The following is a 13,449-nucleotide window of genomic DNA, read 5'->3' on the forward strand; positions in this document are numbered from 1 at the left end:
TGTCGTTCCGGGGCGGCTCGGAGAGCCGAACCTGGAATTTCGAGATTCCGGGCACGATGCTCACGCATCGCCCCGGAATGACGCTGAGACCCCTACCGCTCGAACGCAGCCTTCAGCGCGTTGAGGTGCGGCACCAGCGGGTTGCCGATCGCGACGTGGTCGGCGGGCGGGGTGTGGATGGTGGTGTCGAGGCGGCGCACGCGGGTCTGAAGGCTCATCGAGCGGTGGATCAGGTCGTGGAGCTGCGCGGGCAGCTTCTCGATGGTGTCGGCGGGGCCCGGATCGGCGGCGGTCAGCTTCACCTTGGTCTTCTCGCGATTGGCCTGGCTCAGCGTCATCTCGCCTTCTTTCACCGCGCGGTGCAGCAGCAGCCACGAGGCGAGCTGCATCAGGCGGGTCGTGAGACGCATGCTCTCGGTTGCATAAGTCAGGCTAACGGCACGGTCGAGCGCCTTGGCCTCCGTGCGCCCGGCGCCGTCGAGATAGGCGGCGGTTTCCTCGACGAGGTCCATGCCCTCGCGGAACAGGACGCCGAACGCCGCAGAATTGGTGAACCGCTCGCTGAGTTGAACGAGAGCGCCGTCGGCTTGCAAACGTTCCATGGTTAACGCCCCTTACGCAACTGTCTGACTGTCCGGCTTGGCGCCGGCTTATGATGAACAAATCATTGCCCGGGCAGGACGCCGAGTCCAGCCACAAGCGCGGATATGGTTTCCGCGGGTCTTTCCCAGGGATTCAACCGTAACGAGACGCAAAAAGGCGGAGTGGAGGCAAAAAAAGAGCCGCCGGAGACCGGCGGCTTTGAAAGTTGATAACAGGGAGGCGTCAAACAGAGTGGACAGGAGCCACTCGGTGTCCAAACGAGGACAGTTCCAGTCATAAACCCGAAAGCTTAATCTGAAGTAAACGAGCTAATTTTTTGAGAGTTCGTTAGCCATGTCGGCCAATGGCTGAGTGGGGTCTCGTGCCCCGGACGCTGTGCCGCACGAACGCCCTCACCCGTCATTCCGGACGCGACGAAGTCGCGAGCTATGATGCGCAATTGCGCATCTGAGAATCCATAAGCGCGGACGGATGGAGCGGCCCGCCTCTATCAGAGTGCCCGCTTCGATTTCCTGGGGTTATGGATTCCGGGCTCGGCGCTGACGCGCCGCCCCGGAATGACGGCGAAGAGATGAAGAGATTACGACTTGAAAACACTGTTCGCCGCATCGCGCGAGGCGCGCTTCTTGGTGGCGGCTTCTTCCAGCCTTGCGATCTCGGTCTTGAGCAGGATGACGCGCTCGGTTAGTTCCTCGACCGACAAGAGTGAGAGATCCTGTCCGATTTCATGGCTGATCTTCTTGCGCGGCCGGTCGTCGTCTTCCATCGGCATCGTCGTTCCTCCTGCGTTCGCGGCTGAGGCGGTTGCCAGCTTGGAGCGCGCTGGCTAAGCAATGGCCTCGTTCCCATTTCCGCACCTTTGCTCAAGGACACATCATGGACAAGCTGCCCGCGCAAATGACCGTGGTCGCTATCTCCCAGCCCGGCGGACCGGAGGTGCTGGTGCCGGAACAACGGGCCGTGCCGCAGCCCGGTCCTGACGAGATCCTGGTCAAGGTCGAGGCCGCCGGCGTCAACCGGCCCGACGTCGCGCAGCGCTCCGGCGCCTATCCGCCGCCGCCCGGCGCCAGCGACTTGCCGGGCCTGGAGATCGCGGGCGAAGTGGTGGCGGTCGGCAGCAATGCCAAGCGGCACAAGGTTGGTGACAAGGTGATGTCGCTCGTCGCCGGCGGTGGTTATGCGCAGTACTGCATCGCGCAGGACGCCCATGCCATGAGCGTGCCGCCGTCGCTGTCGATCAAGGAAGCCGGCGCACTGCCGGAAACTCTGATGACGGTCTGGCACAACGTGTTCGAACGCGGCGGCCTCAAGGCCGGCGAGACGCTGCTGATCCATGGCGGCTCCTCCGGCATCGGCACCATGGCGATCCAGCTCGCCAAAGCGTTCGGCGCAAAAGTGTTCGTCACCGTGGGGTCGCAGGACAAGATCGATGCCTGCCTCAAGCTGGGTGCCGACCGCGCCATCAATTACAAAACTGAAGACTTCGTCGCCGTGATCAAGGAAGAGACCAACAAGGCCGGCGTCAACCTGATCCTCGACATGGTCGCCGGCGATTATGTCGATCGCAACTATGACGCCGCCGCAGTTGACGGCCGCATCGTCCAGATCGCGACCCTCAACGGCCCCAAGGTCAACGTCAACGTTGCCAAGGTGATGGTGAAGCGCCTCACCCATACCGGCTCGACGCTGCGCCCCCGTAGTAATGCGGACAAGGCGGCGATGGTGGCCGCGATCGAGGCGAAAGTGATGCCGCTTTTGCGTGAAGGGCGCATCAAGCCGCTGATGGACAGCACTTTCCCGCTGGAAAAGGCAGCCGATGCGCACCGGCGCATGGAGACGAGCGCACATATTGGCAAAATTGTGTTGGAGGTGTAGGCCGCCGGCCCACAGGGCAAGGCGGAAACCCTTTGATTTTCCTCGCTTTCGTGGCATCTATCGCGACGCACCGAACCAATTCTGTCCGGTCTGAAATCGCCTTGCACTCGAAGTTTGCGTCGAACGCGGAGAACTGACCTTGCGTCTGATCAGGTGCCTCGCGCCCATCGCGCTGGGCCTCATGATGCTCGTTGCCGCGTCCCCTGCACGCGCGCTCGACGCTGTCAGCGTTCGCAGTGACGCGCCCGCGATCGATCTCACCGGTGTGCTCGAGCATCAGCGCAGCGATGCTGATCGCATCCAGGTTTCGACCGCGCCCGGCACCGACGGCATCGTCCGCCGCATCGAGGTGCGCGCCCGCGAAGGCGGCCAGAACTGGGTGGTGTTCGCCCTCGCCAACAACACCGACGACCAGCTCGACCGCCTGATCGTCGCTCCGCATTACCGCATCGTCTCGTCAGGGCTGCTCTGGCCCGACCTCGGTCTGTCGCGCATCGCCACCATCACGCCTTCGACCGGTGACCGGCCCGAGCGGCAGGAAAGTCCGACCGCCGATGTCTTCCGCATCACGCTCGACCCCGGCGCCGTCATCACCTTCGTTGCCGAGCTGCGCACCGACAAGCTGCCGCAGCTCTATCTGTGGGAGCCGGAAGCTTACAAGGACAAGGTCAACTCGTTCACGCTCTACCAGGGCATCGTGATCGGCATCTCCGGCTTGCTCGCCTTAGTGCTGACCATTCTGTTCGTGGTGAAGGGCAGCATCATGTTCCCGGCCGCCGCGGCGCTAGCATGGGCGGTGCTGGTCTATATCGGCGTCGATTTCGGCTTCTGGGGCAAGGTGCTCGACATGTCGAACAACGCCGAGCGCATCTGGCGCGCAGCGGGCGAAGCGATCCTGGCGGCGACGCTGCTGGTGTTCCTGTTTGCCTATCTCAACCTCAGTCGCTGGCATGTGCGCTATTCGCACATCACGGTGGGCTGGCTCGCCTTCCTGGGATCGCTGGTGGCGCTTGCGTTATTCGATCCGGCGGTCGCCTCCGGCATCGCGCGTATCTCGCTGGTGCTGATCGCCTTCGCCGGCTTCGCGCTGATCGTCTATCTCTCCACCCACGGCTTCGACCGCGCGGTGCTGCTGATCCCGACCTGGTTCCTCCTGGTGGTCTGGGTCGTGGCGGCCGGTATGACGGTCGCCGGCTCCGTTACCAACGACATCGTCGGCCCGGCCCTGCTCGGCGGCCTCGTGCTGATCGTGATGCTGATCGGCTTCACGGTGATGCAGCACGCCTTCGCCGGCGGCGGCGCCTCGACCGGTGTCGTCTCCGACATCGAACGGAGGGCGCTGGCGCTGGCCGGCTCCGGCGATCTGATCTGGGACTGGGACGTCTCCGCCGACAAGGTCTTCACCAGTCCCGAGACCGAGGCCCTGCTCGGCCTCAAGCGCGGCACGCTGGAAGGCCCCGCTGCCTCGTGGCTCGAAGTGCTGCACCCGCTCGATCAGGATCGCTTCCGCGCCGCGCTGGACAGCGTGCTCGACCAGCGCCGCGGCCGCCTGGTGCAGGATTTCCGCCTGCGTACGCCGGACGGCCACTTCATGTGGTTCGCGCTGAAGGCGCGCCCGGTGGTCGGCTCCGACGGCGAGGTCTCGCGCGTGGTCGGCACGCTCACCGACGTCACCGAGCTGCGCAACGCCGAAGAGCGCCTGCTGCACGATTCCGTGCATGACAACCTCACCGGCCTGCCCAACCGAAAACTGTTCATGGACCGGCTGGGTGCGGTGGCGCATTTCGCCAAGACCATGCCGACGCTGCGACCGACGCTGATGGTGATCGACCTCGACCGCTTCAAGCAGGTCAACGATTCCGTCGGCATCGCGGTCGGCGATTCCATCCTGCTGACGCTCGCCCGCCGCCTCACCCGCATCCTGAAGCCGCAAGACACGCTGGCACGGATGGCCGGCGACCAGTTCGGCCTGATCCTGCTCTCGGAGCAGGACCCCGCCCGCATCACCGCCTTCGCCGAGACCATCCGCAAGACCATCCGCGCCCCGATCGCCTTCAACGATCGCGAGATCTTCCTCACGGCCTCGATCGGCCTCGCTTTGTCTGATCCGCAGACCCAATTGACGGACGAGATCATCAAGGACGCCGAGCTCGCGATGTATCACTCCAAGCGCATCGGCGGCGACCGCATCGACGTCTACAAGCCGGCAATGCGTGCGCGGAAGACCGACCGGCTGACGCTGGAGAGCGAATTGCGCCGCGCCATCGAGCGGCAGGAGATCACGATCCTGTACCAGCCGATCGTGCGGCTGGAGGATCGTTCGATCGCCGGCTTCGAGGCGTTGGCGCGCTGGGACCACCCGAAGCTCGGGCGCATGGCGCCTTCGGAATTCATCACCATCGCGGAAGAGACCGGGCTGATCGTCGACCTCGGCATGTTCGTGCTCGACCAGACCGCAAAGCAGCTCGCGGTGTGGCAGCGCGCGATGCGCTCGCGCGAGCCGATCTTCGCCTCCGTCAACGTGTCGTCGCGGCAGCTGCTGCGCCACGATCTGATCCACGACATCCGTACCGTGCTGTCGCGCTCCTCGGTCGCGCGCGGCACGCTGAAGCTGGAATTGACGGAATCGCTGGTGATGGAGAATCCGGAGCATGCGGCGCAGATGCTGACGCGCATCCGCGAGCTCGGCACCGGGCTGTCGCTCGACGATTTCGGCACCGGCCATTCCTCGCTGGCCTATCTCCAGCGCTTCCCGTTCGACACCATCAAGATCGACCAGTCCTTCGTGCGCACCACCAACCGCGGCACGCGCCCGGTGATCCTGAAATCGATCATCGCGCTCGCGCATGACCTCGGCATGGACGTGGTGGCCGAAGGCGCCGAGACCGATTCCGACGCGGTCGAGCTCTACCAGATGGGCTGCGAATACGCGCAGGGCTTTGCCTTCGGGGAGCCGATGGATGCCGATGCCGCGATGCGGCTGCTGACGGAAATGCGGCTGGAAGCGGCGAGCTGAGCGTTCTCTTCTTCCTCCATCGTTTCGAAAAAAGGTGGCGCGACCTCTCTTACCCTCCCCTGGAGGGCAGGGCTATCGCGCGTAGCGCGAGCGGGGTGGGGTGATCTCTCCACTCGGGCAGTGTTCGCGGCGGAGAGACTGTCACCCCACCCCGCTACGCATTCCGCTTCGCTACATGCGTAGCGACCCTCCCCCTCCAGGGGAGGGTGGCAGCGCGCCGCTGCACTAACGCCGCCGCTCGCTCTTCTTCCTGAACCGGACGCTCACACCGTCAGGCATGCGCGTCGCCACGAAGCCGGCGGCGAGGCAGGCTTCGCGTTGCGGCATCTGGATGTCGGGGCTGCGCAGGCTGTCCCACCAGGAGGCACGATGCGCCGCGCGCGGCAGAGCCGCGCCGATGATCTCCTCGATCTGCTCGAAGCTCAGCACCAACTCATCCTGCTTCTGCCGCATCAGATAGTCGCGCAACGCGTCGTAGTCGTTCACAATCGTCCTCTCGTCCCGCTCGCATGAGGCTGCCCAAAACCGTGCGCCTCATAAACCGATTCTTAACTCATTGCGGCAAGGCCGTCCTGCCTTAAACACTACTCAAGCTTTCGGGCGCATCCACTAGGATCGGGAGCAAGCGATGCTGTCTCGATGGCGCGAAGTCACGGCCCGCCGGCCGTGGCGGATTTCGGCGAAGCTGCTGATCATCTCGTCCGTGGTGACGGTGATCGGCTTCTCCGCCATTTGCGTCAATGTGATGCTGGACATGCGCCGCGGCGAGGAGTCGCTCGCCCGCCAGACCCTGGAGAATTTGGCGACGACCATCGAGTCCGACGTCAGCCGCAACATCGAGATTTATGACCTGTCGCTGAAGGCGGTCGCCGCCAACATGCTGCTGCCCGAGCTTGCGACGGTCTCGAAGCCGATCCGTCATCTGATCCTGTTCGACCATGCGACCACCGCGAGGCATTTCGGCGCCATCCGGGTGTTCGATGCCGAGGGCCGGCTGACCATCGACGCCTCCACCCTCGACCCGCTGCCGGAGGTCAGGAGCGAGGAAGATTACTTCAGGGTTCATCGCGACAATCCGGACATCGGGCTCTTCATCAGCCGTCCCATGCTGTTTCGTGGCGCCTATTCCATCGTGCTAAGCCGGCGCGTCAGCGATACCGACGGCGGCTTCATGGGCGTCGTCGCCGGCTCGATCCGATTCAGCTATTTCCACGAATTGTTCGAGCGGCTGAACCTCGACCCCGACGACAGCATCACCGTGCTGAAGCGCGACCGCACCATCATGATGCGACGGCCGTTCGATCTCGACGTCATCGGCAAGAATCTCGGAACGCAGCAGAGCTGGAAGGCCGACAATCTCAAGGCCGGCGGGTCCTATGCCGGCCAGGGTCCGGTAGACGCGACGCCGCGGCTCTATTCCCGAAGCGGCGACAGCGGGCCGCTGTTCGTGGTGGCGGGCAAGCCGCTGACCGCCGTGTTCGAGCTCTGGCAGAGGGAAGCCTATCGCATCGGCGCCGTGGTCCTGGCGCTGATCCTGCATGCTGGCCTCGACGCTGGTGCTCGCGCGCGAGATTGGCCGACGTGCCGAGGCCGAGCACAAGCTCGAGGAGATGGCGACGACGGACGCGCTCACCGGCCTGAAAAACCGCCGCAAGTTCGATTCCGTCATCGACGTCGAATGGCGCCGCGCGATGCGCCAGAAGGCGCCGGTCGCACTGTTGATGATCGATGCCGATCACTTCAAGGCTTACAATGACACGTTCGGTCACCAGGCCGGCGACCAGGTGCTGGTCGGCATCGCCATCTGCATTTCCGACTCGGTGAGCCGCGCCGGCGACTGCGCCGCGCGCTACGGCGGCGAAGAATTCGCCGTACTGCTGCCGAACATTTCGGCCGCGGATGCCTACAAGATCGCCGAGACGATCCGGCTCAAGGTGCAGGGCTGGTCCGACGATCAGGCGAGCACAACGGTCTCCTGCGGCATCGCCAGCCTCGTTCCCAGTGCCGGCATGGACTGGCCGGTCCTGGTCGCCGCCGCCGACAAGGCGCTCTATGCCGCCAAGGCCGGTGGGCGCAACCAGTCGGTGGTCGCGAGCTTGCCGCAGTTGTCGCTGGTGGCGTGAGACGGCTGCCGTCGGCGACGAGCAGCGTGCCTAATTTCGGTGTCGTCCCCGGCTAAAGCCAGGCCCCCTTACCCAAAAAGAGTCGTGGCACGAGCTGATCACCACGCGCCTGCGCCAAACACCGTCTCGGGGTAATGGTCCTGGAGCGCTTGTCCAGGACGACGCGAAGGAGCTACTGCCCCAGATACTTCTTCATCTCCGCGATCAGCCCATCGCGCAGCTCCGGGCGCTTCATGCCGTAGGCGATGTTGGCGCGGAGGAAGCCGGGCTTGGAGCCGCAATCGTGACGCTCGCCCTCGAACTCGACGCCATAGAATTTCTGGGCCTTGGCAAGACCGATCATGGCGTCGGTGAGCTGGATCTCCCCGCCGGCACCGCGCTCCTGGGTTTCGAGGATCTTGAAGATCTCGGGCTGGAGGATGTAGCGGCCGGTGATCGAGAGGTTGGAGGGCGCGGTGCCCTTGGCCGGCTTCTCGACCATGCCGTCGACCTCGAACATCTTGCCGTTGCGCTTTCCGACCCCGCAGATGCCGTATTGATGCGTCAGGTGATCGGGCACCGCCTCGACCGCGACGAGATTGGATTTCTCGCCGAGCGACGATGCCATATCGATCATCTGCTTCAGGCAACCCGGCGTGTTGAGCACGAGCTCGTCCGGCAGCACGACTGCAAACGGCTCGTTGCCGACGATGTCGCGCGCGCACCAGACCGCGTGACCGAGGCCGAGCGGCGCCTGCTGGCGCGTGAAGCTGACGGCGCCAGCGTCCGGCTGGTTCTGCGCCAGGATCTCCTGCTCGGCCGTCTTGCCGCGCGCCTCCAGCGTCGCGTCGAGCTCGAACATCCGGTCGAAATGATCTTCGATGACGTTCTTGTTGCGGCCGGTGACGAAGATGAAGTGCTCGATGCCGGCCTCCTTCGCCTCGTCATAGACGTACTGGATCAGCGGCTTGTCGACGATGGTCAGCATTTCCTTCGGCATCGCTTTGGTGGCGGGCAGGACGCGGGTGCCGAGGCCGGCGACGGGGAATACGGCTTTGCGAATTTTCATGGGATCGATCGAATACCTGAGGACGTGAACACAGCAATGGCATCTTGCTAGCCTGTTTGCAGCCGCCAACAAAGGCGGATGTGGGGCCTCGCCCCGACAGAGTTAAGAAAAAGGCCGTCACCAAAATTTCACCTTTGTTAAGCTATTGGCAACGCCTACCAGGCCTCCTGATGGCGGAATTTCAGGCCGATGGGTGGGACATGATGCAATCAGTGGCACGACTGGCAGGACGGACTGGGTCCGTGACCGGCGCGACGATGATTGCGGCGGCTTTGCTGCTGCCTGCATGCGCGCACGCCCAGGCGCAGAACGGCCTATCGAACCTGTTCGGCGGCATCTTCTCCGCCCCGAACGCGGCGCCGTCGCAAGCCTTGCCCGGCCCCGGCAGCGCACAAACTGGAGCTCAACCTTGGAGCGGCGAGGACGGCGCCTCCGGCCATCCGCTGATGACGGCCGCTGCGATCCGCGAGGCCGCGGGCAATTTCAACAATTGTGTCGCCGCGATGTGGCCGGATGCCGCACGCCGCAGCATCACGCAGGAGAATTTCCAGCGCTTCACCGCAGGCCTCAGCCCCGATTTGCGCATCATGGATCTGATGGACTCGCAGCCGGAGTTCACCAAATCGATCTGGGACTACCTCGACATTCTCGTGAACGACAACCGCCTCGCCAAGGGCCGCGAGATCCTCGCCACATACAAGGCGCAGTTCGACGCCACCGAAAAGGCCACCGGCGTCGACCGCTACATCATCGCCTCGATCTGGGGCATCGAGTCCAATTACTCGACGCAGATGGGCGACCGCAGCGTGCTGCAATCGACCGCGACGCTCGCCTGCATCGGCCGCCGCCAAACCTATTTCAAGGACGAATTCCTCTCCGCGCTGGAGATCCTCAACCGCGGCGATCTCAGGCCTGAGCAGCTGCGCGGCTCCTGGGCCGGCGCCTTCGGCCCGACCCAGTTCATGCCGACCGCATTCAAGCGCTTTGCCGTCGACGGCGACGGCGACGGGCGGCGCGACGTCGTCGACAATCCGACCGACCTGATCGCGTCGACCGCCAACAATCTGAAGAAGGACGGCTGGCAGGCCGGCCAGACCTGGGGCTACGAGGTCGTGGTGCCGCAAGGCTTCAACTACATGCTGGCCGACCGCGCCAAGGCGATTACGATCGCCCAATGGGAGAAGCTCGGGCTGAAGCGCCCGAACAACCAGCCCTTCCCGCATCCGGCCGAGAAGGCCTATCTGCTCGCGCCGGCCGGCGCGCAAGGACCAGGCTTCCTGATGCTGCAGAATTATCGCGTCATCATGAAGTACAATCCGGCCGAGGCCTATGCGCTGGCGATCGGGCATTTCGCCGACCGCTTGCGCGGCGGGGGCCCCTTCGTGCAGCCCTGGCCGCGGCAGGAACGGGAGCTGTCGCGCACCGAGCGGCTGGAGCTGCAGCAGCTGCTGGCCCAGCGCGGCTTCTACAAGGGCACCCCGGATGGCCAGTTCGGCGGCCAGACCCGGGAAGCCCTGCGCAATTTCCAGGCCTCAATCGGCGTGCCGGCCGACGGTTTTGCCTCCTCCGACGTGCTGGACCGGCTGCGCGGGCGGTAAAATCGCGCCCAAAGTAACCCTGAACAGGGATTTTGGCAGGCAGCCTTGACCGGGGCGGCTGTTCCCCGGTGTATGGCAGAAGATTCTGCAACAGAATCTGCCCGTTTGGCGCCTGATTCCGTTATTATATTCGAGCCACTTCCAATCCCATTGCGCGTGCCCGAGATCGCATGTCGAAGAAGTCCCTGTTCAAGGCGCTGACCGAGACCGGCCCATTGATCGCGCTGGGGACGGCGCTTGCGATCCTGGTGTCCGTCGCGGCCCCGGCCTCGGCGCAATTCTTCAACTTCCCCGGCTTCGGCGGCCCGCCACAGCGCGCGGCGCCACCGCCACCACGTGGTGGAGGTGGCGGCGGCTGGTTCGGCGGCGACTTCTTCGCACCATTCCAGCAACAACAGCCGCAGGCGCCGCGCCAGGATTTTTCGCGCGCGCCGGCGCCGGCCAAGCGCGACACTATCCCCGACAAGAACGTGCTGGTGATCGGCGACGCCATGGCCGACTGGCTCGCCTATGGCCTCGAGGACGCCTACGCCGAGCAGCCCGACATGGGCGTGATCCGCAAGCACAAGACCACCTCGGGCCTCATCAAGTACCAGCCGAAGGGCGAGCCCGCGGATTGGGCGGCTGCGGCGAAGGGCATCCTCGAGACCGAGAAGCCCGAAATCATCGTGGTCATGCTCGGCCTCAACGACCGCATCGCGATCCGCGAGCCTGTGGCCGACAAGTCGGACAAGGCCTCTGACAAGGACAAGAAGAACGACAAGGGCGCGCGCGGCAAGCCACCGGGCAAGCCCGGCGATGCCAAGCCCGACACCGCTGCCAAGCCTGAGGACAAACCCGCCGCGGATACTGACCTGCCGCAGGATGACGCCGACAACGCCGATACGCCGGCAGCCGCTGCGCCGGAGAAGACGGCGCGCAACCCGAATGGTCTCTACGAATTCCGCGACGAGCGCTGGATCGAGCTCTACGGCAAGAAAATCGAGGAACTGGCCAACGTGCTCAAGGCCAAGGGCGTGCCGGTGCTCTGGGTCGGTCTTCCCGCCATCCGCGGGCAGAAGGGTACGGCGGACATGCTGTTCCTGGATTCGCTCTACCGTGAAGGCGCAGCCAAGGCCGGCATCACCTATGTCGACGTCTGGGACGGTTTTGTCGACGAGGCCGGTCGCTTCCTTCAGAAGGGTCCGGACTTCGAAGGCCAAATTCGTCAGCTCCGCAGCTCTGACGGCGTCTATTTCACAAAACCCGGCGCGCGCAAGCTCGCGCACTATGTCGAGCGCGAGATCACGCGCCTGCTTGCGGGCCGCTCCGGTCCGATCGCACTGCCGAGCGAGCCGGCGACGCCCGACACCAGCGCCGAGCCCGGCAAGCCCGCGCCGCGGCCGCTGGCCGGACCGATCGTGCCGCTGGTCGCGGCCTCGATCTCGACCGATCAATTGCTGGGCGGGCCAGGCTCGCGTCCGGCCGCGGTCGATGCGCTCGCTGCGAAGACGATGGTGAAAGGCGAGCCGCTGAGCGCCCCCGCCGGGCGCGCCGACGACTATGCCTGGCCGCGCCGCGAAGTCGGACGCGAGCAGGCCAAGGGCGATACGCCGATGGCGACGACGACGCCTGACGGCAGCGCTGCTCAGGGTTCACCGGGGGCGGCCGCCGCAATCGCGCCGCCAAAGCTCGCGCCGAAGAAGCCGCAGCAGCTTCCGCCGCAGCAGCCGGCACAGGCAGCGCCGTCATTCCGGGATTTCTTCGGCTTTGGCTCTCCGCAGCCACCGCGTCAACTGGCGCCAGCCCCAGGCTCCCGCAATCCGAATCCGGCGATCCCGCGGCCGCCGGGCAATGTCGGGCGCGCGGCGGAAGCGATCCGGTAAATCGTATCTCTGATTTGAGTCGTCATTCCGGGCGCGCGGAGCGCGCGCCCCGGATGACGGGTCTAGCTGTTAGCCTAATAGCGCCAGCGCGGCGGCGGACGGCGGGCGGGGCGCGACATCAGAAGCGCGAGTGCGAAGCCGATGCCGGCCGCAGTCAGCAGCGCGCCGAGCGGGTTGTCCTGCACCTTGCGGGCGATGGCTTGCGTGCCGTCGCGGAACGTATCGCCGCTGGCCTCATAGGCATCCTTGGCGTAGCTGGAGGCCGTGTCCGCAGCTTCGCGCGCCGCGTCCTTCGCCTGGCCGTACAGGTTCTGCACCGTGCCTGCGGCTTCCCGTGCCTTGCCTGAGGCCTGCGTTTTGGCGTCGCCCGCCATCTCGCCCACGGTGCCTTCCACGCCGCCTGCCATTTCCTTGGCTGATCCAATGATCCGATCCGCGTCCATGATAATCCTCCTCGGTGATCAGCCGAAGTAACCGATCAGAAGCAGCGCGGTTCCTTGCCATGGCCTACAGAATGAGGCCGCCATCGACGACCAGCGTCTGCCCCACGATGTAGGACGACAGCGGCGAGGCCAGGAACAGCGCCGCGCCCGCCATGTCGGCCGGCGTGCCCAATCGCCGGAGCGGGATGCGCGCGAGCGCGCCTTCGAGCCGCTTGGGATTGTCGGTGGTCACCTTCGTCATCTTGGTGTCGACCAGACCGGGCGCGATGCCGTTGACGCGGATGCCGTCCTCGGCCCAGGCCTCGCCCAGCGTACGTGTCAATCCGACAGCGCCGGTCTTCGAGGCGTTGTAGGCGGGATTGCCCATGGTGGAATGATAGGCCGCGGTCGAGGACACCATGATCAGCACGCCCTTCGCATCCCGCAGCATGGAATGAAACCGCGTCGCGCAGGCCATCAGGCTCATCAGATTGACCTCCACGACCTTGCGGAAGCCGGCCATCTCGAATTCGCCGCGGCGATAGAGCACCGCGCCTTGCGCGAGCACCAGGATGTCGAGCCGCTCGAAGGGTGGCTTGAACGCCTCGATCGCCCCGGCATTGCTGACGTCGAGCTGAGCGAAGGCGAGGCCGGTGAGATCAGAGCCTTCCTCAATCGAATAATCCTCGGGCCGAGCGCGCGTGCCGCAGACGGCGACATGCGCACCCCTGGCGCGAAAAGCTTGCGCAATGCCGTTGCCGATACCGCTGGAACCGCCGACCACCAGCACCTGCCTGCCTGAGAAATCGAGCTCGTTTGCCATCGCGGCCTCCCGCTTGTTTTTGCTTGTTTGACCTGTCTGCGGATCGATGCCAGCCTTGTCAATCATAACAAGAACA

10 protein-coding genes and 1 pseudogene are annotated in these 13,449 nt (G+C 65.0%); 5 read left to right on the top strand and 6 right to left on the bottom strand.

Annotation, left to right across the window (positions count from 1 at the left end; translation table 11 throughout):
* Positions 1-92: 92 nt before the first annotated feature.
* Both IVB01_RS28670 and IVB01_RS28675 read right to left on the bottom strand, forming a co-directional pair.
* Positions 93-602 carry a DUF1465 family protein gene (locus IVB01_RS28670; RefSeq protein WP_247495079.1) on the bottom strand — a complete coding sequence of 170 codons (510 nt, stop codon included), beginning with the start codon at positions 600-602 and terminating at the stop codon, positions 93-95.
* 581 nt (positions 603-1,183) lie between these two features.
* Complete coding sequence (locus IVB01_RS28675) at positions 1,184-1,375, bottom strand: DUF1192 domain-containing protein (RefSeq protein ID WP_247278081.1); 192 nt, start codon at positions 1,373-1,375, stop codon at positions 1,184-1,186.
* Positions 1,376-1,479: 104 nt separating this feature from the next.
* Between IVB01_RS28675 and IVB01_RS28680 the strand changes: the two genes are divergently transcribed.
* Both IVB01_RS28680 and IVB01_RS28685 read left to right on the top strand, forming a co-directional pair.
* Complete coding sequence (locus tag IVB01_RS28680) at positions 1,480-2,478, top strand: NAD(P)H-quinone oxidoreductase (protein WP_247278080.1); 999 nt, start codon at positions 1,480-1,482, stop codon at positions 2,476-2,478.
* Positions 2,479-2,617: 139 nt separating this feature from the next.
* The gene (locus IVB01_RS28685; protein WP_247278079.1) at positions 2,618-5,494 is read left to right on the top strand and encodes an EAL domain-containing protein; all 2,877 of its coding nucleotides are present in this window, start codon (positions 2,618-2,620) and stop codon (positions 5,492-5,494) included.
* Positions 5,495-5,719: 225 nt separating this feature from the next.
* Here the strand turns inward: IVB01_RS28685 and IVB01_RS28690 are convergent, their stop codons facing one another.
* Positions 5,720-5,980 carry a hypothetical protein gene (locus tag IVB01_RS28690; RefSeq protein ID WP_247277783.1) on the bottom strand — a complete coding sequence of 87 codons (261 nt, stop codon included), beginning with the start codon at positions 5,978-5,980 and terminating at the stop codon, positions 5,720-5,722.
* 142 nt (positions 5,981-6,122) lie between these two features.
* On the opposite strand from IVB01_RS28690, the pseudogene IVB01_RS28695 reads away from it, so the two are divergent.
* Positions 6,123-7,617 (top strand): annotated as a pseudogene (locus IVB01_RS28695) (sensor domain-containing diguanylate cyclase).
* Between the two features lie 172 nt (positions 7,618-7,789).
* Here IVB01_RS28695 and galU read toward each other — a convergent pair.
* Entirely contained in the window at positions 7,790-8,665 is an 876-nt protein-coding gene (galU, locus tag IVB01_RS28700) for a UTP--glucose-1-phosphate uridylyltransferase GalU (protein WP_247277785.1), read from the bottom strand.
* Positions 8,666-8,865: 200 nt separating this feature from the next.
* Here galU and IVB01_RS28705 point away from each other — a divergent pair, with 200 nt between their 5' ends.
* A complete protein-coding gene (locus IVB01_RS28705; RefSeq protein ID WP_247495117.1) occupies positions 8,866-10,263 on the top strand; it encodes a lytic murein transglycosylase in 1,398 nt (465 codons plus the stop codon).
* 170 nt (positions 10,264-10,433) lie between these two features.
* A complete protein-coding gene (locus tag IVB01_RS28710) occupies positions 10,434-12,128 on the top strand; it encodes an SGNH family hydrolase (RefSeq protein ID WP_247277786.1) in 1,695 nt (564 codons plus the stop codon).
* A 74-nt stretch (positions 12,129-12,202) separates the two neighbouring features.
* On the opposite strand, the gene IVB01_RS28715 is transcribed toward IVB01_RS28710, so the two are convergent.
* Together IVB01_RS28715 and IVB01_RS28720 are read right to left on the bottom strand one after the other, a co-directional pair.
* The gene (locus tag IVB01_RS28715; protein ID WP_247277787.1) at positions 12,203-12,571 is read right to left on the bottom strand and encodes a CsbD family protein; all 369 of its coding nucleotides are present in this window, start codon (positions 12,569-12,571) and stop codon (positions 12,203-12,205) included.
* Positions 12,572-12,635: 64 nt separating this feature from the next.
* Positions 12,636-13,373, bottom strand: a complete 738-nt coding sequence (locus IVB01_RS28720) for an SDR family oxidoreductase (protein WP_247417957.1) — start codon at positions 13,371-13,373, stop codon at positions 12,636-12,638.
* Between the last annotated feature and the right edge of the window lie 76 nt (positions 13,374-13,449).

The organism is Bradyrhizobium sp. 164 (assembly GCF_023073715.1).
GTDB lineage: Bacteria > Pseudomonadota > Alphaproteobacteria > Rhizobiales > Xanthobacteraceae > Bradyrhizobium.